Source organism: Peptoclostridium sp. AF21-18 (assembly GCF_003478825.1).
Lineage (GTDB): Bacteria > Bacillota > Clostridia > Peptostreptococcales > Peptostreptococcaceae > Peptacetobacter.
Window position 1 is genome coordinate 1 of record NZ_QUGE01000032.1, and the last position, 22794, is coordinate 22794.

The 22794-nt window shown below is 30.7% G+C and carries 22 protein-coding genes; 1 reads left to right on the forward strand and 21 read right to left on the reverse strand.

The genetic code is table 11. The features are described from left to right. Positions 1–221 precede the first annotated feature (221 nt). The 3 genes from ppdK to DWX74_RS09915 all read right to left on the reverse strand — a co-directional run bounded on the left by ppdK (position 222) and on the right by DWX74_RS09915 (position 4473). Positions 222–2849, reverse strand: coding sequence for a pyruvate, phosphate dikinase (gene ppdK / locus DWX74_RS09905; RefSeq protein WP_118549807.1), 2628 nt, complete (start codon positions 2847–2849; stop codon positions 222–224). Positions 2850–2983: 134 nt separating this feature from the next. Continuing rightward, the gene (locus tag DWX74_RS09910) at positions 2984–3829 is read right to left on the reverse strand and encodes a pyruvate, water dikinase regulatory protein (protein WP_118549808.1); all 846 of its coding nucleotides are present in this window, start codon (positions 3827–3829) and stop codon (positions 2984–2986) included. 5 nt (positions 3830–3834) lie between these two features. Next, entirely contained in the window at positions 3835–4473 is a 639-nt protein-coding gene (locus DWX74_RS09915) for a helix-turn-helix transcriptional regulator (protein ID WP_118549809.1), read from the reverse strand. Between the two features lie 590 nt (positions 4474–5063). On the opposite strand from DWX74_RS09915, the gene DWX74_RS09920 reads away from it, so the two are divergent. Beyond that, positions 5064–5498, forward strand: coding sequence for a C-GCAxxG-C-C family protein (locus DWX74_RS09920; RefSeq protein WP_286164326.1), 435 nt, complete (start codon positions 5064–5066; stop codon positions 5496–5498). Positions 5499–5560: 62 nt separating this feature from the next. On the opposite strand, the gene arsS is transcribed toward DWX74_RS09920, so the two are convergent. From arsS to DWX74_RS10010, 18 genes are all read right to left on the reverse strand, one after another. Then, entirely contained in the window at positions 5561–6538 is a 978-nt protein-coding gene (gene arsS, locus DWX74_RS09925) for an arsenosugar biosynthesis radical SAM (seleno)protein ArsS (RefSeq protein ID WP_118549810.1), read from the reverse strand. A gap of 18 nt (positions 6539–6556) precedes the next feature. After that, on the reverse strand, positions 6557–6895 hold the full coding sequence (locus DWX74_RS09930; protein WP_118549811.1) for an arsenosugar biosynthesis-associated peroxidase-like protein: 339 nt from the start codon (positions 6893–6895) through the stop codon (positions 6557–6559). Positions 6896–7014: 119 nt separating this feature from the next. Then, positions 7015–8025 (reverse strand): (Fe-S)-binding protein, encoded by a 1011-nt coding sequence (locus DWX74_RS09935; RefSeq protein WP_118549812.1) that lies wholly within the window; start codon positions 8023–8025, stop codon positions 7015–7017. A gap of 52 nt (positions 8026–8077) precedes the next feature. Continuing rightward, entirely contained in the window at positions 8078–8776 is a 699-nt protein-coding gene (locus tag DWX74_RS09940) for a TIGR04283 family arsenosugar biosynthesis glycosyltransferase (RefSeq protein ID WP_118549813.1), read from the reverse strand. Positions 8777–8798: 22 nt separating this feature from the next. Then, a complete protein-coding gene (locus DWX74_RS09945) occupies positions 8799–9482 on the reverse strand; it encodes a TVP38/TMEM64 family protein (RefSeq protein WP_118549814.1) in 684 nt (227 codons plus the stop codon). 27 nt (positions 9483–9509) lie between these two features. Continuing rightward, on the reverse strand, positions 9510–10523 hold the full coding sequence (locus DWX74_RS09950; protein ID WP_118549815.1) for a phosphotransferase: 1014 nt from the start codon (positions 10521–10523) through the stop codon (positions 9510–9512). Continuing rightward, positions 10517–11203 (reverse strand): TIGR04282 family arsenosugar biosynthesis glycosyltransferase, encoded by a 687-nt coding sequence (locus DWX74_RS09955; protein ID WP_118549816.1) that lies wholly within the window; start codon positions 11201–11203, stop codon positions 10517–10519. Before DWX74_RS09955 ends, DWX74_RS09950 begins: the two co-directional genes overlap by 7 nt. A 209-nt stretch (positions 11204–11412) precedes the next feature. Then, positions 11413–12096: a TVP38/TMEM64 family protein gene (locus tag DWX74_RS09960; RefSeq protein WP_118549817.1), complete on the reverse strand. Its 684-nt coding sequence runs from the start codon at positions 12094–12096 to the stop codon at positions 11413–11415. Positions 12097–12258: 162 nt separating this feature from the next. Further along, positions 12259–13086: a sulfurtransferase gene (locus tag DWX74_RS09965; RefSeq protein ID WP_118549818.1), complete on the reverse strand. Its 828-nt coding sequence runs from the start codon at positions 13084–13086 to the stop codon at positions 12259–12261. A gap of 298 nt (positions 13087–13384) precedes the next feature. Then, positions 13385–15454: a glycine--tRNA ligase subunit beta gene (glyS, locus tag DWX74_RS09970; RefSeq protein ID WP_118549819.1), complete on the reverse strand. Its 2070-nt coding sequence runs from the start codon at positions 15452–15454 to the stop codon at positions 13385–13387. Next, positions 15454–16335 carry a glycine--tRNA ligase subunit alpha gene (glyQ, locus tag DWX74_RS09975; RefSeq protein ID WP_118549820.1) on the reverse strand — a complete coding sequence of 294 codons (882 nt, stop codon included), beginning with the start codon at positions 16333–16335 and terminating at the stop codon, positions 15454–15456. The genes glyS and glyQ overlap by 1 nt, the downstream gene beginning before the upstream one ends. 139 nt (positions 16336–16474) lie before the next feature. Further along, positions 16475–17101 carry a DUF4342 domain-containing protein gene (locus DWX74_RS09980; RefSeq protein ID WP_006440924.1) on the reverse strand — a complete coding sequence of 209 codons (627 nt, stop codon included), beginning with the start codon at positions 17099–17101 and terminating at the stop codon, positions 16475–16477. Between the two features lie 15 nt (positions 17102–17116). After that, entirely contained in the window at positions 17117–17869 is a 753-nt protein-coding gene (gene recO, locus DWX74_RS09985) for a DNA repair protein RecO (protein WP_118549821.1), read from the reverse strand. A gap of 83 nt (positions 17870–17952) precedes the next feature. Further along, the gene (mgtE, locus tag DWX74_RS09990) at positions 17953–19338 is read right to left on the reverse strand and encodes a magnesium transporter (protein WP_199647645.1); all 1386 of its coding nucleotides are present in this window, start codon (positions 19336–19338) and stop codon (positions 17953–17955) included. Positions 19339–19376: 38 nt separating this feature from the next. Further along, positions 19377–20276: a GTPase Era gene (gene era, locus DWX74_RS09995; protein ID WP_006440921.1), complete on the reverse strand. Its 900-nt coding sequence runs from the start codon at positions 20274–20276 to the stop codon at positions 19377–19379. Positions 20277–20301: 25 nt separating this feature from the next. Further along, positions 20302–21033, reverse strand: coding sequence for a diacylglycerol kinase (locus DWX74_RS10000; protein WP_118549823.1), 732 nt, complete (start codon positions 21031–21033; stop codon positions 20302–20304). A 38-nt stretch (positions 21034–21071) separates the two neighbouring features. Next, a complete protein-coding gene (ybeY, locus tag DWX74_RS10005; RefSeq protein ID WP_118549824.1) occupies positions 21072–21533 on the reverse strand; it encodes an rRNA maturation RNase YbeY in 462 nt (153 codons plus the stop codon). A gap of 55 nt (positions 21534–21588) precedes the next feature. Beyond that, the gene (locus tag DWX74_RS10010) at positions 21589–22590 is read right to left on the reverse strand and encodes a PhoH family protein (protein ID WP_006440918.1); all 1002 of its coding nucleotides are present in this window, start codon (positions 22588–22590) and stop codon (positions 21589–21591) included. Positions 22591–22794: the final 204 nt, after the last annotated feature.

Here is a 22794-nt window from a genome sequence, read left to right on the forward strand (position 1 = left end):
TTTTATGGACTTTCACCACAGATTAATAGCATGCCCGTCATACTAAAAAAGGCTACTAAGCAATGCTTAGTAGCCTCATTATTTACTATTGCAATAAATCGAGGATGTTATACCCTTTCGACAATCTGCAGAACATTTTTTCTTATTTTGTTAGCTTGAAAAGCTAACATTTAAATCAGAAAAATGTTCGAAGCCTGGAGAAAGGTATAATTCCGAGATTTCTAGTATCTTGGATTTTTTATAGAAGCCTGTGCAGCTGCAAGTCTTGCTATTGGAACTCTGTATGGAGAGCAAGATACATAGTTTAATCCTGTATTGTAGCAGAATTCAACTGAAGATGGTTCTCCACCATGTTCACCACATATACCAAGTTTTAATTCTGGTTTAACGCTTCTACCTAATTTAGCACCCATCTGAACAAGTTTTCCTATACCTTTCTGGTCTAGTACCTGGAATGGATCTTTTTCAAGTATTTCTTTATCTACGTATTCACCTAAGAATTTACCAGCATCATCTCTTGAATATCCGAATCCCATCTGAGTAAGGTCATTAGTACCGAAACTGAAGAAGTCTGCAACTTCTGCTATTTCATCAGCAGTTAAGCAAGCTCTTGGTATTTCTATCATTGTACCTACAGTGTAGTCAACTTTAACACCTTTTTCTTCCATAACTTTTTCAGCTGTTTCTTCTATCATTCCTCTTATAAGTTTTAATTCGTTTACTTCACCTACTAGTGGAACCATTATTTCTGGATGAACTTCTACACCTTTGTTTATTGCTTCTATAGCACCTTCTATTATAGCTCTAGCCTGCATTACACATATTTCTGGGTAAGTAACAGCAAGTCTACAACCTCTGTGTCCTAACATTGGGTTGAATTCTTCAAGATCAACTATTCTCTTTCTTATTTCTGCTGCATCTATTCCCATACTTTCTGCAAGTTCAGCTATTGTTTCATCATCCTGTGGTAAGAATTCATGTAGAGGTGGGTCAAGAAGTCTTATATTAACCGGTTTACCTTCCATAACTTCGAATATTTCTAAGAAGTCCTGTCTCTGCATTGGAAGTATTTTAGCTAGAGCTTTTTCTCTCTGTTCAACATCTTTAGAAAGTATCATTTCTCTAACTGCTGGTATTCTATCTTCTTCAAAGAACATGTGCTCAGTTCTACATAATCCTATACCTTCAGCACCAAATTCTACTGCTGCTTTAGCATCTCTTGGGTTATCTGCATTTGTTCTAACCATCATCTGTTTAGTTTCATCAACCCAATTCATTAATTTTTCAAAGTTTCCTGTCATTTCTACTGGAGACTGTTTAACTTCTCCTAAGTATACTTTACCAGTTGAACCATCTATTGATAAGAAGTCACCTTCTTTTATAGCAAGTTCTCCTGCTCTTATTTCTTTAGCAGCTTCGTCAACTTTTATTTCTCCACAACCAGCTACACAACATTTACCCATACCTCTAGCAACAACTGCTGCATGAGATGTCATACCACCTCTAGCTGTTAATATACCTTCAGCTTTTACCATACCTTCTATATCTTCTGGAGAAGTTTCCTGTCTAACAAGAAGAACTTTTTCTCCACCTTCAACTGCAGCAACAACATCGTCAGCATTGAAGTAAACTTTACCACAAGCTGCACCAGGAGATGCTGGAAGACCTTTAGCTAATACAGTAGCTTCTTTTAAAGCTTTATCTTCAAATGTTGGATGTAATAACTGGTCTAACTGGTTAGGTTCAACTCTCATTATAGCTTCTTTTTTATCTATTATTCCTGCTTCAACTAAATCAACAGCAACATTTATAGCAGCTTTAGCTGTTCTCTTACCATTTCTAGTCTGAAGTATGAATAATTTTTCATTTTCTATAGTAAATTCTATATCCTGCATATCTTTGTAATGATTTTCAAGTATATGAGTTACTTTTACGAACTGGTCGTATATTTCTGGCATTACATTCTGAAGAGTAGATATATCCTGTGGAGTTCTTATACCTGCAACAACGTCTTCACCCTGTGCATTTATTAAGTATTCACCGAATAATTTGTTTTCTCCAGTAGCTGGGTTTCTTGTGAAAGCAACACCTGTACCACTTGTTTCACCCATATTACCGAATACCATTGACTGTATATTTACTGCTGTACCAAGTTTATGAGATATCTCGTTTAATTTACGATATACTATAGCTCTTGGGTTGTTCCAAGATCTGAACACTGCTTCTATTGCAAGCATTAACTGTTCTTTTGGATCCTGTGGGAAGTCAGTTTTAACTTCTTTTTTGTATATAGCTTTGAATTCTTCAACTATACCTTTTAAATCTTCAGTAGTTAAATCAGTATCGAATTTGTATCCTTTTTCTTCTTTAACTCTGTCTAATACGTTTTCAAATTTATATTTTGGAACTTCCATAGCAACATCTGAGAACATCTGTATGAATCTTCTGTAACTATCATAAGCAAATCTTTCATTCTGAGTTGCATCTGCTAATCCTAATACACTGTTATCATTTAAACCAAGGTTTAATATAGTATCCATCATACCTGGCATTGAGAATACAGCACCTGAACGAACTGATACTAATAAAGGATTTTTAGTGCATCCTAATTTTTTACCCTGTAATTCTTCTAATTCTGCAAGATGTTTTTCTATTTCTGCTACGATTTCTGCTCTTATAGTTTTTTCATTATCGTAGTAATCATTACAAGCATCTGTAGTTATTGTAAATCCCTGAGGAACTGGTAACCCTATTTTAGTCATTTCTGCTAAATTGGCTCCTTTACCTCCTAGTAAAGATTTCATTTCTTTACTACCTTCACTAAAACTATAAACATACTTAGTTTCCATTTTTTAACCCCCATTAAATTTAAAAATTTATAACCTTAAACTTTTTGATATTATATTTATTTAAAGTGGTTGTATTTTTCAACCACTATTTAACATTTTTTACACACTTTACATCTTATTCAATTACGTTAGAATTATATTTCTCCGTCCTTGAATATATTTAACCCATTTTCTTTCATTATATCTAGGATTATTCCAGCTGTTTCTTCTATAGCCTTATTTGCTACATTGATGACTGGACACCCCAATCTTTTGAATACGTTTTCAGAATAGTCAAGCTCATCTAGTATTCTTTCAAAGTTAGCGTAGTTTGCTTTGCTTGAAAGTCCTAATGCTTTAAGTCTTTCAGTTCTGATTTCATTTAATTTTTCTGGTGAGTTAGTAAGCCCTATAATTTTTTTAGTACTTACTTCAGATAATTCTTTTGGAATCGGAACTTCTGGAACTAGAGGAACATTTGCCACTTTTATATGTTTATTAGCTAAATACATACTAAGTGGAGTTTTTGATGTTCTTGATATACCTACAAGAACTAAATCAGCTTTAAGAACTCCTCTTGGATCTTTACCATCGTCATACTTAACAGCGAACTCTATTGCGTCTATTCTCTTGAAGTATGATTCATCTAACTTTCTTATTATTCCTGGTTCTCTTTTTGGTTTTTTGTCTAAACGACTGCTTATTTTTTTAAGCATATCTGACATAAGGTCTATTGAGCTGATTCCTTCTCTTTCTGAGAATTCTGTTATAATGTCGCACATTTCATCTTCAACTAATGTGTAAACTACTATAGCATCTTCTTTTTTAGCATTTTCTAATATATCTAAAAGCATTTCCTTTTCTGTTACAAAAGGAAATCTTTTTATCTCGTATGGATCACGACCGTAGAACTGTGACATAGCCGCCTTTATCATATTTCTAGCAGTTTCTCCAATCGAATCAGATATTGCATATATCATCAACTTATTATCCACTGACATTCCTCCTAACTATCTACCATTTCTAAAAATAATTTGGTTATATTCGTTTTAGATATTCTTCCAACAACTCTCATTTTTGACTCATCGTCCTTATCTCTTTCAACTATAGGAACTGAATCAACTTCATGCTCTATTATCTTTTTAGCTGCTGTAGTTATTGAATCATCTTTATTCAACGTTACTATGTTAGGCATTCTAGTCATTATCATACCAATAGGCATCTTATTTATATCTGCACCACCTATTGTTGCCTTTAAAAGGTCTTTTCTTGAAACAACACCACATAGATTGTCATTATCGTCAATTATAACTATACTTCCTACATCAGATAGGAACATTGTAACAATTGTATCGTATATACTCGAATCTTTCTTTACTAGTGTTGGAATACTCATAACACTTTCAACTTTTCTCTCTTTTATATTACTACCTATTAGATTGATTTCGTTTACTCCTGAGTAAAAATATCCAACTTTAGGTCTTGCATCAAGTATTCCTGTCATAGTTAATATGGCAAGATCTGATCTAAGTGTAGCACGAGTGACATTTAAACTTGCGGCAATTCTTTCACTTGTTATAGGTTCATGTTCCTTAACTATATCTATTATCTTTAACTGCCTATCATTAAGCTGAATTTTAATCACCTTCCTCCATTGTGCTATACTTTATTCCTTAGCACGCTTATATTGTATATTATATAACCTTATGTACCATTCTGTAAATAGAAAAATTATATTTTATTTATAAATACAGTACATTATTTATAATTTATACCATATTTATGATACATTAATATATTTTTTATGCCTATTTACACGATATCAGCTCATCCTATTTATAATTATAACTCATATTTAATGTATTATAAATAGTATATTATAATTTTTCTATTTTATTTTTTATTTTCTTTTAATAATTAATTATTTTTGAATATTTTCTAAGCTTTTATCTTTAATTTTTAATCAATTATATTAAATATACCCCCATGTATTTAAAATACATACAATCTTTTTAAAGATTTTTAAATAAATTGTTATAGATTAATCTATCATTTAGTATGTTTTATTTGTATTAATAACAAATAATTAAATATATTTTTTAATTTTCAAATTTATATAAAATTTCAATAGTTTTTTTCTATTTTTAATTGCTATAGATTATATTTTATTTATAATCTTTTATTTTATTGACGTAAGTTATTTTTTTCTATATTCTTAATTTGAGGTGATAAATTATGATAACAACAAATGAAGTTGCAGAATTATTTGCACAGGGATTCGACTGCTCTCAGGTAATTGTTTCTTATTTTGCAGAAGATTTAGGAATTGATGACAAAACAGCAAAAAAAATGGCTGCTTGTTTTGGAGCAGGTATGTTTGCCGGAGAAACATGTGGCGCATATGCTGGTGCATTAATGGTTATAGGTCTAAAATATGGTCATTATGAGCCAAATACTCCAGATGTCAAAAATCAAAACATAGGAAAACTTATGGAATTCAAGCAAAAATTCGCAGAAAAACACAACTCTTGTGTATGTAAAAATCTACTTGATGGCTTAAATCCATCTATACCTGAAGATATGAATGTATTACTAGAAAGTGGTAAAATGATGTCATTCTGTCCTCAGCTAGTAGTAGATATAATAGAAGTTTTAGAAGAAATATTATAAAAAAACAGCTGTTGTAATTTTATTTTTACAACAGCCTATTTTTTATTTATTTATTATATATTTTATTCAGTTGTACATCCACCACAACTTGATCCTTCTCCAGCGCAACAAGCATAGCAGTGTTTTCCAGTTATTATATTTCTTACTTCTATTCCATCTTTACATAAATCAAATATGTTTTTCTTTCCCTCGATTTCAAGACCTTCAGCCTGGTTGAAGTCACAGTCGTAAACCTTTCCATCCCAACCTACTGATATCTGATCTCTACACATCATATTTTCTACAGCACTTTCATTGAAACTTCCTTCTAGTTTACACATATACGGTACTAGATTTCCACTTCTTTCAAGAAATGCTCCAAATCTTCCTATTGGATTGTTTATTATATTAAATACACAGTTAAATACTATTCCATGATCAGCAAATAATTTTGATTTATACTGTTTTGTTAAACTTTCCTGAGATGGTGGGAAGAATGCTCCACCTGGATTGTATACTAAGTTTAATACTAAGTCTTTATCTTTTCCATATCCAAGTTCATTTAATCTCTGAAGACCAGCTATTATTTTTTTGAATACTCCTTTACCTCTCTGTCTATCACAGTCTTTTTCTGAGTAGTATGGTAAAGATGCAACTACTTCTATTTTATTTTCAGCAAATTTTTCTGGAAGGTGAGTGTATCCTTCTTCCTGAAGTATTACTATATTACTTCTAACTATTACTCTATCAACTAATTTTGCAGATTCTTCCATAAACCATTCAAAGTTAGGATTCATTTCTGGAGCACCACCAGTTATATCTATTGTAGTAAATGAAGGATTCTTTTTAACTAATTCTAAACACGCATCCATTACTTCTTTTGGCATTATTTCTTTTCCATTTGGACCTGCTTCAACATGACAGTGTTTACAAGCTAAATTACATAAAGTACCTACATTTACCTGTAAAGTTGTTAATTTTTCATTAGTTTTTAACCATTCTTTATGCTCTACTTTTTCTGCAAATGGTGTTATACATTCAAGATTTTCTAATCTATTCATAATAAAATCCCCCTAATTTTATAATTCTAATTTATTTGCATTATTTTTCATCTGAACACCGAAAGCTAATGTTGCTCCACCACTTATAGCTGCAGCAACGTGAAGAGCTTCTGTCATCTGTTCCTGGTTAGCACCACTTTCTAAACATCCAGTAGTATATGCATCTATACAATATGGACATTTAACAGCGTGAGCAACTGCTAATGCTATTAAAGATTTTTCTCTCTTTGTTAATGCTCCATCTTCGAATACTGAGCCGTAGTAGCTCATGAATTTATTCCATAAATCCGGAGCATCTTCACCTATTATACCTGAGCCAAATTTCATTAAGTCTTCTTTTTCAAAATAACAATCCATTTTTAATTCCTCCAATTCTTATTTATATAAAAATCAGTATTTTCACAGGAAATATTAATATATTTGAAGTTCAAAATACGATTTTTATCGACTACTTCTAATTTTTTGATATATACTTACTATCTTTTAAACTTAAACTTCATCCTATTAGTTAAACTTTTTATTCCCTTTTCTGGCTTTTCATCTATTTCAATAATTTCATTTAATATATGTGATACGTTTTCTGCTCCACCACGTCTAAAATTCCCCGCACATGATGCACAGTAAACATAAAAGTCATCTCCACCTTTTTCTATTGCATCACTTGTAAATCCTTGAGATATTTCTTTTTCTTTTGCAGATGCACACCCTCCAAGCCCACAACACTGAGCTTTTATTATTTCTATTTTTTTATTTTCTTCTGATTCATCACTATCTGGCAAGAATTTTTCTATATCTTTGAATATAAACCTAGCTTCTTTATCTGGACATGGCATAAATATCTTCATATCTTTATCTAATTTTTTTCCTAAGTTTAACTCATCAAGTTTTTTATAAATACTAACAACCTTTGCGTCTATTTTATTTCTTAAGAAATAATAGCAGTTTGGACAAAGCATTACTACCTCTTCTACTTCTCTTTTTTTCAATTCATTGTTGATATTTTCTATTATTTTTTCAGCCTCTTTTTTTAGACCTAGCTCAGATACAGGTTTCCCACAACAATCGTAAACTGTATCTATTCCATATTCTTTCAAAATATCTGATATTTTGCTTGTGGCTCCAGGATAAAATGATGGAAAATTACATCCTGTAAATAGAACAACTTTGCTATTTGCAGATTTATAATTTTTAAATTTATAGTTTATTTTTTCTTTTAACAACATTGAGTATCCATCTTCTGCTATTTTATCTCCGTTCTTTTCAACAGAATCTTCTCTCATCATTATAGCTATATTTCTTCCATCTATACCCTCTGGACAAACTCTCTGACAATCTCCACATAAAAAGCAGTTATATGCTAAATCTGGTCTTTTAGAAAAATCTGCTAAATTTAAATCATATTTCTCTAAAAAACTGCAATTTTTTGTGCATAAACCACATTCAATACAATTTGCTACTTCATTTTGAAGTTTTTCCTGTACTTCCATATTACTCACATCCAATTTTTAATTATTTTAATCAAACTCTTTATATTTAGGCTTATTTATACATAGATGCAATTTTATCTATATCTTCTCCATCTCTATACATCTTTTGAAGAACTTGCATCCTATACATAGTCTTTAATTTTCCATTTTTTTCAAATCTTATACCTGAAGTTGTTATATACGAATCTATTTGCTCTACTGGATATTTTTCCTTCATGTCAATAGATAACTGATAATCTTCCATAAGTGGTATACTTCTGTATCCTCCATTTTCAAAGAACACGTTTCTATCTATAAAAATTCCCTGATCTCCAAATGCTATTTTCCTATGTTTCACTCTAAAATTAGACATAAATCCACATATCTTCATTAGAATTCCTCTACTGTCAAATCTTAGCTTTGCACATCCAAACTTGACACCTCTATTTACAGCTGCTTCTATCTTTTCTAAAATATCAGATTCTACTTGACTATCACAATGTAAGAAAAATAGTGTATCCCCTATAGATGCCTTTGCCCCATTATTCATCTGATTTGCTCTACCTTTTTCAGATTTTATTAGCTTATAATTAGGTTTATCTTTTATTCTCTCATCTATAATCTGACATGTTTTATCCTTACATCCACCATCAGAAAAGATAACTTCAAAATCTCCAGTAAATTTTTCTAAATTATCAATAAGTTTTCCTATATTATTTTCTTCGTTATATACTGGTATTATTATTGAAATATAATCTTTTTTTATATTCATTATACTTATTCCTTGTACATATTTACTCTATTTTTTTCTTTTCATCGTCCTTTGCAGGCATTACTTTTTTAGCTAGCACTAAAGAAACTACTGTTAATATTACTAAAAGTGCTATTGCAATCATGAAATTAGGGTCACCCATATCTAATGCTTTATCTCCTATATTTATAAACACTAGTGTTCCCGGGAATATCCCAACCATAGTAGCTATTATATAACTTTTAAAACTCATTCCACTAAGACCCGCGCCATAGTTTATTACATTGTATGGAACTGCTGGAATTAATCTAAGTACAAATATTATAAAGAAAGATTTTTTTCCATCTGCCTCTATAAATGCCTGCCACATACTAGGTGATAATTTATCTTTTAAAAAGTTTAATATCATCTCTCTAGCCATTACTTTTGCCATAATAAACATTACTGCACTATTCATCCAAGCACCTATTAATGTATAAATTGTTCCTTTGAACATCCCAAAAACAACTCCTGCTACAACAGCAAGTATTGGAACTGGGAAAAATGCTATTGGAAGTATCGTAAATGCTAAAATGTATGCAATTGGTGCAAATACTCCCCATCCTTCTATATATACTCTAAGATCTTCAACAGATATTTCACTTAAATATTTTTTATATATAAATACACATAATAAAAGTAGTACCACTATTGAAACCTGTTTTATTCTTTTATTTACTTGTATCAATATTATTCTCCTTTCAAAATCATATTATTATCTAAAGTAAGTTTTTTCTATATTTTCTAAGAATCCATCTTCAAGATACGCTTTTATCTTGTTGTAAGTAAATTCATTTTTTATAGCTCTGTCTGGTGCCTGATATTCAACCCATGCCATAGAGCACCAAGTTGTACCTCTTAAGCAAGTCATTTTTAGATATATATCCAATTTTTCTTCAACTTTTGATGTATCTATTCTTCCATCTATAGCTTTTTTGTATTCCTCAACAAATCCATCTATATCTTCTCTTGTAAGTATTGTATCTGTTTTCCAAAATGTTGTAGTTGGAGCTAAGAAATGTCCTAAATCCTGTTCTATTTCTCCAAGTATCGGCTTTTCCCAATCTATAAGATAGTTTTTAAACCCTTCTTTTTCATCTCCATTTATTAAGAAATTACCTGAGTTTAGCTCTGTATTTATTATTCTATACTCTCCACATTCGTACTCTCCCTCAAGAGATTTTTCTGCATTTGATATTAATCTTTTTATAGTTTCCTTTGTTTTTTCGTTGCCTAATTCTGAATTTATATATACAGATGCCATATTTTTACACTCATCAAGCATTGCATATAATGGATTTTCTGGAATTACAAAAGTATTTTCACTTGGCACCTCTACAGAATGTATATCAGCTAATATGTAAGCTGCCTTTTTTAAATCATTCTCGTATACTAATGGCTTTCCTGGTAGGTATTCCATAACAAGTACACCATAATCTATCTCTTTTTTACTATCATCTAGGTAGTATACATGCGGTGTTCTTCCTGATTTTTCAAGTATTTTAAGTGCATTGTATTCATATCCTATCTGATTTTCTAAATCCATCTGGCTCTTTGTATTGAATCTGATTACTTTTTTTGTTCCATCTTCTAAAGTAAATATATAATTTATATTGTATTCACCCCGTCCTAATAGTTCTGACTTTAATCTATAATCATCACTTACATTGAAAAACTTTTTAAATTCTTTTATATTTATATAACTATCTACTATATTTTTATCTAACATAATTTATCCAGCCTTTCCTTAATTACTTCATCTATATATTTTTTAGTGCTAGGACACTCGTATTCATCACTTTCTATTCTCTCATATAAAAGTTTTAAGTCCTCTTTTGTATCTATATCCACGTATAAGTCAGAAAATCCTACTGTAAGCCCAGATTTTTCTGCAGCTAGTACGGCATTTTCTATTACTTTTCCACTTCCATAATGCTGATTAGTAAATATCGCATCTGTAGCTTTTTTCATCCCCACCATATAATATCCGTCATCTGCAGTTGGAGCTAAAACTATATCCTTTTCTTTTAACACCTCAAATCCCTTTTCTAAGCTAGATATAGTAATCTCTGGAATATCTGCTCCAGTAAGTATACAGCTTTCATATCCCTTTGATAATACATAGTCTATGGCATTAAACATCTTTTCACCTAAATCTTCTCCACTTTGTATATCTTTTTCAACATATCCTTCAAAGTGCTTTTCTATATAATTATCTAAATCATCTGGTGTATGAAATATAAATATATCTCTTCCTGTATTTTTAAATGTATTGAATATATCTTTTAAAAATGCTGAGTGTAATTCAGCACATTCTTCTCTTGATAAAAAAGGCATCAATCTCGTTTTTGTATGCCCTGCTATCGGAATTCTACTAAATAGTATTAATGCTTCTTTTGTTTCTTTCATTATTTATCCTCTTTTTCCGTTTTCATTTATAAGCTAAATGCCTAATTATATATTTAAAGTATACTCTATATATTTTAATAAAACAAATATTATAGATATTTACTTAAATTATATTCATATTTTTTTTCTATGACATTATAATTTTTTGTAATAGTTATTACATAATAAAAATAGCTGTAAATATTTACAGCTATCTTTATTATAATATATTATTTAGATTTTTTATCATTATATATTTTTTTGAACATATAAATCATAACTGATAATGCAAATAATATCATTAAACCAGTTACAAATAATTTAGCTCCACCTGTAAGCATGCCTCCAACATAAGAATATACTATTGTTGCTGGAAGCTGACCTATTCCAGTTGCTATAAAGAATGGTAAAAATTTCATAGATGTAAGCCCTGCCGCATAGCTCACTATATCAAAAGATATAAATGGCAATAATCTACAAACTAAAATTGTATATTTACCATATTTATCAAAAAATTCATCTATACTATCTATAGCGTATTTGCTTGTCAATCTTTCTACTACATCTCTACCTAAAAATTTAGCTATGAAGAAACATAGTGCTGCTCCAGCCATTGCACTTGACCAAGATAAAACTGCTCCCCATACCCAGCCAAATAACGCAGCATTTGAAAATGTTATCAAAAATGCTGGTAACGGTGCAGCCACAGATTGAACTAACATTAAAATAAATGATATTATTGGTGCTAATGCTCCGTAAGATAGTATATATTGTTTTAATGAGTCTAAGTCTAAATTAGATAAATAAAATATCATCTGATTTATTGTAATTTTTATAGGTGTTACGAAAAAATATAACATTAATACAAGAACAACTACCCCTATTTTCATTAATGTTCTTTTATTTTTTATCATTTAACTTCTCCTTACTACTAACTTCCTATGTATTTATTATTTTTCCATAGGCATTGAAGAATCTCCTCCCCATTCGTAAATTGATCCTTCATAGTTTTTAACATTATCGAAGCCAACGGCTTCAAGTATCATAGTCACATATCCTGACCTGATACCCATAGTTCAGTATACACAGAATGTATCGCCTAGCTCTACATTATGTTCTGCCATTATTTTCTTTATTTCTTCTTTACTTTTTATTACACCATTTGGATACATTAAATCTTGCCATAATCTAAATTCAGCACCTTTTATGTGTCCACCTCTAGGTTCTCCAACATCTTGAGATCCTTTATATTCTTTTTCAGTTCTAACATCTATTAAAACTTCTTTTCCTAAGTTATTATAAAGTTCTTCTTTTGTTGTAGAATTATGTGTATCATAATCTTTTAATACAACTTCTTTTGTTGTAGGAACAGCTTCTGAAACTTCTTTTGTTGTTTCATATCCTTTTTCATTCCAATATGTTAAACCACCATTTAAGAATTTAACATTATCCATTCCTGCCATTCTTAACTGCCAAACTGCTCTACCATCTGCACCTGGTCCTTTAGTTGTATCTGAGTAGAAAACTATAGTTTTATCATTATCTATACCTAGATTTTTTAATCTTTTAGCTAGTTCTTCTTTATCAACTATTGTCCCCCAACCTTCTTCACCTATTTTACCATCTGCTCTAGTAAATGCCTGTAATCCTATATTTACAGCACCTGGTATATGACCTTTTTCATATACTTCAGGTTTATTACAGTCAAATAATAGTACATTCTTATCACCTAAAATACCATTTAATTCATCTGCACTAATTAAAAATTCAACATCTTTATAATCATTTATCCGGGCTTCTATCTTGCTCGAATCTACAGATTCTGTCTTTTTACTACATCCAACAAAAAGACTTGATGTTAAGCATAAAACTAATGCAAATATTACACTCAACTTCTTTTTCATAACTCAACCTCCCACTTAATTTATTTTGAATTATTTCTCATTAAAGTTTTAATAACTTTATAAATAGAGTTATAGTTTTTTTCTATCCTCAGCTATTATATTATAGATTTTGCTAAAACGAAAGGTTTTCTTAATATTATAGATTTTTTCTATACATATTTTTTAATAATTTTATTTTTCTATACCCTCAATTACATTTAACTACTTATATTTTAATATAATGACAAAAAAAAGTATCTAACCTAAACTAACAAAGCTGTTAATCTAAAGTTAGATACTTATATTTTAATATAATTTATTATTTGTATTCTATTTTGTTAAGGTCACATATAGTTAACATAGTATCAGATATGTTCTTTAACATATTTAATCTGTTATTTCTAACATTGTCATCTTTATCCATTACCATTACATTGTCAAACATATTGTCAACTGCTGGTTTTAATGTAGCAAATGAATCAAGTGCTTTTCCGTAATCTTTGTTAGCAAGATGTACTTTAACTTCTTCTTTAACTGATTTGAATGCTTCGTATAATTCTTTTTCTGGAGCTTCAACTAATAAAGCTTCATCAACATTTATACCTTCTGCTTTTTCAGCTAAAGTAGAAACTCTGTTAAATGCAGTAAGCATTTCAACTAATTCATCTTTATTTATCCATTCGTTAAGTTCTAATGCTCTATGATGCATATCTGCTATATCATTTATATCAGCATTTAATATTGCTTCAACGACATCGTATCTTATTCCCATATCTTTGAATAAGTTTTTAATTCTTTCTGAGCAGAAGTCTAACATCTGTCCAACTACTTCTTCTTTGTTGAATTCTAATTCAGTATAGTTGTCTAATGCAGCTTCAGTTATTTCTTTTAAGTCTAATGTTATTTTATTTTCCATTAGTATGTTTAATATACCTAAAGCCTGTCTTCTTAGAGCAAATGGGTCCTGAGATCCTGTTGGCTGTATACCTATCGCAAAGAAACCAGCTATTGAGTCTAATTTATCTGCTATAGATACTACTGAACCCTCTAATGAAGCTGGAACTTCTGCACCAGCTGATACTGGCATATAGTGTTCATATATAGCCTGTGATACTGCTGGATTTTCTCCTTCAAGTTTAGAGTATTCCATACCCATGTATCCCTGAAGTTCATCGAATTCGAATACCATGTTAGTAACAAGGTCAGCTTTACAAAGTTCAGCTGCTCTTACTATATCAGCTTTTTTATCTGTACATCCTAAAGAGTCTGCTATTACAGCTGAAAGTTTTGTTATTCTTTCTGATTTATCGTATATTGTTCCAAGTTTTTCTTGGAATACAACAGTTTTTAATCTTTCTTTATAAGATTCTAAGTTTTTCTTAGTATCTTCTCTGTAGAAGAATAATGCATCTGCTAGTCTAGCTTCAAGAACTTTTTCATTACCAGCTTTTACATTTTCTATACCGAAGCTGTCACCATTTCTAACAGCTATAAAGTTTGGAAGAAGATTTCCATCAGCATCTTCTACTGGGAAATATCTCTGATGATCCTGCATTGGAGTTATTACAACTCTCTTAGGAAGTTTTAAGTATTCTTTATCAAATTCTCCGTAGAATGCAGTTGGATATTCAACTATGCAAGTTACTTCATCTAGTAGGTCTGGGTCCATTATTACTTTTCCACCTAAAGATTCAGCTACTTTGTTAGCCTGTTCAACTATCATAGCTTTTCTTTCATCCTGGTCAAGTATTACATAGTTTTCTCTTAATTTAGCTTTGTAATCTTCTAATGAGTTTACAACTATTTCTTTAGAGCCTAAGAATCTATGTCCTTTAGTCACATTAGAAGCTATTATTCCTTCAAGGTCTACTGGAAGTACTTCATCGTTAAGAAGAGCTACTAACCATCTTATAGGTCTAACAAATCTTATATCTTTTCCTGCCCAGTGCATTGCTTTAGGGAATACAACTGATTTTACAGCTAGTGGAAGTATTTCTTTTAATACTTCTGCTGTTTCAGCACCATTTTCTCTTATTGTAGCAAATAGATATTCATCTTTTCCTACTTCTTTAAAGTATATATCTTCTGGATTTAATCCTTTACTTCTCATAAATCCCTGTGCTGGTTTAGTAAAGTTTCCATCAGCATCTAATGATATTTTTTTAGAAGGTCCTTTTACTTCTTCTTCAAGGTCTTCCTGTCTTTCTGCTAAACCATTTATAACAAATGTTAATCTTCTTGGAGTTGCGAAAGTTTCTATATTATCAAATTTAACTCTTTTTTCGTTAAGCATTTTTTCAGTACTTTCTTTTATCTGTTTTAAAGTACTTGCAACGAATCTTGATGGCATTTCTTCAACGCCTACTTCAAATAAAAGGTAGTTATTCATTATTTGTCACCATCCTTTTTTAATAGAGGGAATCCCATTTCTTCTCTCTGTTTTATATATGTTTCGGCTACTACTTTTGCCATATTTCTTACTCTACCTATAAATGCTGCTCTCTGGCTTACCCCAATTGCTCCTCTTGCATCAAGAGTATTGAAAGTATGAGAACATTTTAATACGTAATCATAAGAAGGTATAACAAGGCCTTTATCCATTAATTTTAATGCTTCTTTTTCATATTCGTCGAATAAATGGAATAATAATTCTGCATTACATTCATCAAATGAGTAAACAGAGTTTTCATATTCCTGTTTCTGGAATACATCACCGTAAGTTAACTCATCATTCCATTTTAAGTCATATACACTATCTACGTCCTGTATATACATAGCTATTCTTTCAAGACCGTAAGTTATCTCTCCTGTTTCTAATTCACATTCCTGATTTCCTACCTGCTGGAAATATGTAAACTGAGTGATTTCCATTCCATCAAGCCAAACTTCCCAGCCTAGCCCCCAAGCACCTACAGTAGCTCCTTCCCAGTTATCTTCAACGAATCTTATATCGTGTTCTAATGGGTTTATACCTATTTCTTTTAAACTATCTAAGTATAAATCCTGTATATCATCTGGTGATGGTTTTAATATAACCTGGAACTGATGATGCTGATATAATCTGTTTGGGTTTTCTCCGTATCTACCATCTGCTGGTCTTCTTGATGGTTCAACATAACATACTTTCCATGGTTCTGGACCAAGTGATCTTAAGAAAGTATTTGGATTCATTGTTCCTGCACCTTTTTCAACATCATAAGGCTGTGTAATGATACATCCCTGCTTAGACCAATATCTCTGTAAAGCAAGAATCATCTCCTGAAAATTCATAAAAATCCCTCCTAAATATATATAGCCTTCCGCGTTACACGAAAGGCTACTTTGCAATACTTTTATGTTTTAAATACCAATTACTTTGTAATAGATATTAAATAAACTTTATCAATATAAATTTGATACTTTTAATCTGCTATTCAGCATTTTCGTCTTTTTCACATTCATTTATTAAATCATCTGTTATATCTTTATCGTCTTTTTCTTCTTTTTTCTTTACAACTGTTTCTTTTAAGTCTTTAGCTGTATTAATAAACATATCTTTTAATACTGTAGCTTTTTCTTCGTTAAGTTCTCCTAAATCAACAGTTTCTCCATCAGCTTCATTCTGTATTTTTATTCTATATTTAGATAATACAGCAGCTGATAGCCCAAGAATTGTAAGAAGAGGCATCATAGCTATTCCTAATACACCAACTGTAAATGGAATGTTCATTATTATTTTGCCTTCTTTTTCAACGACTACTCTTACTCTATTACTTTTAGCAAATAATTCTTTTAACTGAGCTTTAAGCTCTTCTACATCTTTGCCAATTTTTTCTTCTGTATTTTTTCTAACTTCCTCAGCATCTTCTTTGCTTTTTTCAAAGAAGTCTTCAACTTTTTTCTTTGCTTTTATTGCTCCTGAATTTTCTTCAAGGTAGATTATAGCTTCTAGAATATCTCCATCAGAATGAACTAGTGCCTCTTTTACTTCTTTGTAACTAGCTGATGGCACTCTTTCCATTACTTTATCCACCATTTCAATTGTTATACTGCTCATAATATCAGCTCCTTTTTAAAACTTATGTAAATCATCTAAGATGTTTAGTGATTTCATATTTAAATTACTTACATATGCTGTTAAGTACTGTTTCATTAATTTTGAAAGCTCCTTTGTCAGCACTTTGTTTACCTTTGCTCTGCTGACAGTTTCAATTTCATTTGACAGTATATAATTCATAAGCTTTCTCGTTGTTACATCAAGTCTTATGTTTCCCGAGAAGTTTTCTGCACATTTTTTACAAAGCATTCCACCTTCTTCTATATTGAAGATAGCCCTTTGATCTGATTCATCTCCACAAACAGAGCATCTATCAGTAATAGGTCTAAATCCCATACAATCAGAAAACTTTAATTCAAAAGCTGCTGTTATAAACTCTTTATCTACATCTTTTTGAGATAATAAATACATTGTTTTAACTATTAAATTAAACAGCTTCCGATTTGTCTGATTTTCAAGAAGAGAATTTTCTACTAATCTAGATATATAAGACGCATATGAAAATGCATCTATATCATAAGATATATCATAGAAACTTTTTATTATCTCACTTTGAGATACTCTATACATTCCCCTCTGTTTTTTTAAGGTAAAATTGCTATATGCAAAAAGCTGTGCTGAAGGAAGTAGTGCTGATTTATTTCTCTTTGCACCTTTGGCTATTGCTGATACTTTACCTAAATTTCTAGTAAAAATAGTAAGTATCACATCATTTTCGGAATATCTAGATGTTCTAAGAACTATTCCTTGTGTGTTGAATATAACCAAATTTATCAATCCTTTTTATTATATTAATTATACTATACTTTCATTAACTTTTATATATTTATATTATTATAATCTTTAATTTATTATCCTATTATCTGTGAAAGTAGTATGCTAGACGTTAAATAATAAGCTCCTATACCAATTATATCTAAAATAGTAGAGATAACTGGTGCAGATATTGTAGCTGGATCTGAATCTAGTTTAGTAAGCATAACTGGTGCTAATACACCTATTAAAGCTCCTATAACCATATTTACAAATAAAGATATTGAAATAACCAATGCCATATTAATATTGTCTTTTACAAAGAATATTACAGCAGCTGTAATTATTCCACATATCAATCCTGTAATTATCCCAACTAAACTTTCTTTTGCAATATCTTTACCTGATATTTCTCTGTTAGATAGAGTTATTATTGTAACTGAAGATGCCTGGCATCCTATATTTCCACCCATTCCTATAACTAACGGAACAAAGAATAGAAGTTCCACAAAATTTGTTCTTATTAAAGTGTCGAAGTTTGCCATTAAGCTTGAAGCCAATAATCCTCCAATTAAAGTTAATAAAAGCCACGGCATTCTACCTCTTATTGACGATAATATCTGCTGTGATAAAGTTGAATTTTCATCTTCTGCAGTATCTCTTTCGTGTTCAGAGCTTCCTGCTAACTTATACATATCTTCGTTAGCCTCTTCCTCCATAACATCTATTATATCGTCTACTTTTATTATACCTCTAAGTTTTCCTTCTTTGTCTACAACTGGAATTGCAACTAAATTATATTTTGATACCAATCTAACTGCTTCTTCCCTATCTTCATAGTCGTAAACTGATATAAGATTTTCTATCATAAGATCTTCTACTATAGCTTCATCTCTAGCTACGATAAGTTCTCTAAGAGAAAGTACTCCAACTAATTTTTCCTCATCATCAACTACATATATATAGTAGATTGTTTCTGCATCTTCTGCCTCTTCTCTCATTTTTTCTATAGCCTGAAGTGCAGTCATATCTTTATTTATAGATATATAACCTTTTGTCATAGTTCCACCAGCTGTGTCACCTTCATAAAATAGAAGCTCTTTAACTTCTTCTGCATCTTCTGGATTTAGGTAATCTATTATCTTTAATCTTTCATCTTCTTCAAGTTCATTTAAAATATCCGCCATATCACCTAATGACATACATTCTAAAATATTTTTAGCATGCTCTATTTCTAATTTAGAAAGCATTCTACTGAAAAATTCAACTCCACTTTCTTCTAGTATAGATGCTGCCATATCACTTGGAAGTATTTCAAATAATTTTACCTGCATTCCTTCGTCTTCTAAGTTTTCCATAACATCATATATATCTATAATATGATATTCCTCTAATAGTTCTCTAAGTTCGAAGTATTTGTGATTTTCAATTAACGACTTGACCTCGTCTAATAAATCTTGTGATGTTTCTTGCGTCCTGTCCATTTTATCCACCTTTTTAATATATTTTGTATTAAATACAATTATTTGCTATTATCATTGAGCCCAAAATTATTGATATAATTCTGTAAGTTTCTCCAGTTTTCTTTAACTTTTACCCATAACTGAAGATTTATCTGAGAACCTAAAAGTAATTCTATATCCTGTCTTGCAGATTTTCCTATTCCTTTTAGTTTTCTACCACCTTTACCTATGATTATTCCCTTATGAGAATCTCTTTCACAGTAAATAACCGCAGATATATCTATTATTTCTTTATCTTTTCTAGCCTTCATTCTTTCTATCTCAACTGCTACCCCATGTGGTACCTCGTCATCAACATAATGAAGAACTTTTTCTCTTATAAGCTCAGCTATTAGGACTCTTTCTGGCTGATCTGTTACCATATAATCTGGGAAGTATTTTGGCCCCTCTTCTAAGTCTTCTTTGATAACATTTATAAGAGTTTTTACATTTTTACCTTTTAATGCAGATATCGGCACTATTTCTTTAAACATTTTTTCATCATCGTACATTTTTATTATGTCGAATAATTCATCTTTGTCCTCTATCTGATCTATTTTGTTTATTACTAGAACTATTGGAGTCTTAGAACCTCTAAGGTCTTCCATTATTCTTCTATCTCCAGGTCCTATTTTTCTTGAGCTGTCCACAACAAATAGTATTAAATCTACATTGCTAAATGCGTCTGTAGCAGCTTTTACCATTATTTCTCCTAGTTTATTTTTTGGTTTATGTATTCCAGGAGTATCTAGGAATACTACCTGTGATTCATCATCAGTGTAAACTGCCTGAATTGTATTTCTAGTTGTCTGAGGTTTATCGCTCATTATAGCTATTTTTTCTCCAACAACATTATTCATCAAAGTAGATTTTCCAACATTTGGTCTACCTACTATACTGACAAAACCTGATTTAAACATATATTATTCTCCTAACTTTTTATAATTAATAGAAAAGACCTAACTGGAATACTAGTATTGCAATTAGTGTACCAAGTACACCTCCAGCCACAGTTTCCCAAAATGTATGTATCTTTCCTTCTATTCTACTCTGTGCAACTAAAAATGCCATCAAGTATGCAAGTGTGGATGCTTCTACTCTTTCTGTCATAAGTGTTATAGCTGTGGCTATTGCAAATGAAAGTGCTGCATGCCCACTAGGCATTCCACCCTTTAATGGTGTTCCTGTATTTGTAAGTGCCTTTGCAGCAACAACTGCTAAAAGCACCATAACTATACATATTAATGTTATATGCATTTCAGACTCTCTTATTGAATAAATAAGATATCCTGAAAGCTCAGTCAACTTATCATAGAAAATTATATATCCTACCGCAACAGCATTTAATGATACAACTAGTACTGCACCTGCTGCTACATCTTTAGCTATCTTTGCCAATTCATGATACTCGGATGTAACCAAGTCTACTGTTTTTTCTACAGCTGTATTAAACATTTCGGCTACTATAACAAGTGTTATAGCAACTAAAAGCATTATAAATTCTAATCTGGATAGCTTAAATAATAAACTCACTACCAGTATTCCAACTGCTATTATATAGTGAATTTTCATATTTCTTTCTGATTTAAAAGTATATATAATACCCTCTATTGCAGCATTAAATGATTTGATTATGTTTTGTTTCTTTTTCTTCTTTTTTTTACCGTTTTCTTCCATAGGACCCGACTCCCTTTTTCAAAATATTAGTAAAAAAACTAATCTCTAGTTATATTTAATTTAGTAAGTACAGCTTCTTCTTTCTCTCTCATCTCTCTAGTATTTTCTTCTGTGTCATGATCATACCCTAAAAGATGGAACATGCTGTGACATACTAAGAAACAAACTTCTCTTTCAAAGCTATGTCCATATTCTATACTCTGCTCTAAAGCTCTTTCAAGTGATACAACTATATCACCTAAAGACATTTCTTCATATTCTACATCTTCAAATTCATCAGATAGCATAGGGAATGATAGTACGTCTGTAGCTCTATCAACACCTCTAAACTGTTTATTAAGCTCATGTATTTCCTTATTGTCTACAAAAGATATACTTATATCATAATCATCACTATATCCTTCATAATCTAATACTTCTTCTACTATATCCTCTATTTTTTCATAAAGTTCATCTTTTATATCTATTTTGTCCTGTCTATCATCAAATATATATCTCATAATTTCCACCTGCTTATTTAATTTTTATAAATTTATTTAATTTTCAATTTGCAAACTATTTATTCTGTCTTTTTCTTTCTTCCTTCTTTTCTCTTTTGTAGGCTTCTTTTTTCTCATATTTGTCATATGCCTTTATTATTCTCTGAACAAGCTCATGTCTAACAACATCTCTATCTGTCAGTTCTTTTATACCTATTCCATTGACATCTTTTAATATATATGTAGCCTGAACTAAACCACTTTTCTTGTTTGAAGGAAGGTCTGTCTGTGTAACATCTCCTGTTACAACAGCTTTTGATCCAAATCCTAGTCTTGTAAGGAACATCTTCATCTGCTCAGATGTAGTATTCTGTGCTTCATCAAGTATTATAAATGCATTATCAAGTGTTCTACCTCTCATAAATGCAAGAGGTGCGACTTCTATAATACCTCTTTCTATATATTTATTAACCTTATCTCCACCTAGCATTTCAAATAATGCATCGTAAAGTGGTCTTAAATATGGGTCTATTTTTTCCTGTAAATCTCCAGGAAGATATCCTAAACTTTCTCCTGCCTCAACAGCTGGTCTTGTAAGTACTATTCTAGTTACTTCATCTCTTTTAAATGCTTGAACAGCCATCGCAACTGCTAGGTATGTTTTACCAGTACCTGCTGGACCTATACCAAAAGTAATATCATTATTTTCTATTAATTTAACATATTCTTTCTGTCCTAAAGTCTTTGGCTGAACTGGAGTACCCTTCTTAGTAAGGACTATTGTACCTTCAAGTTCCTGTATTCTATTTTCATCTCCATCATTAAGAAGAGATAATGAATATAGTATAGACTGTTTATCTAGCGATTTCCCTTTAGATACTGTAGTGTGTAGCTCATTCATTAAACTATTTGCTGCTTCTACATTTTTTTCTTCACCTATCAAAATAAGGTTTCCTTCTCTAAGTGTTACATCTATGTTTAGTGACTTTTCTATAAGCTTAATATTTTCATCAAAGTTTCCAAATAGTTCTCTTTCAAAATTTGGCTCTGATATAAGAAATTTCTTTTGTATAATCAATTCTTTCTTTCCTCCCAGCTTAAAGCTTTATTAAAACTTTTTGTTTCATTATATAAATATAATTCCACATTCTATATTATACCATTTTTATTGCTTATTTCATAATAAATTTGAACTTCATTTTTTTAGTTATAAATTATTTCATTCAAGACAATCAAGTAGGGGCTAACTTGTAGCCCCTCTCACACCACGGAGCGTGCCGTT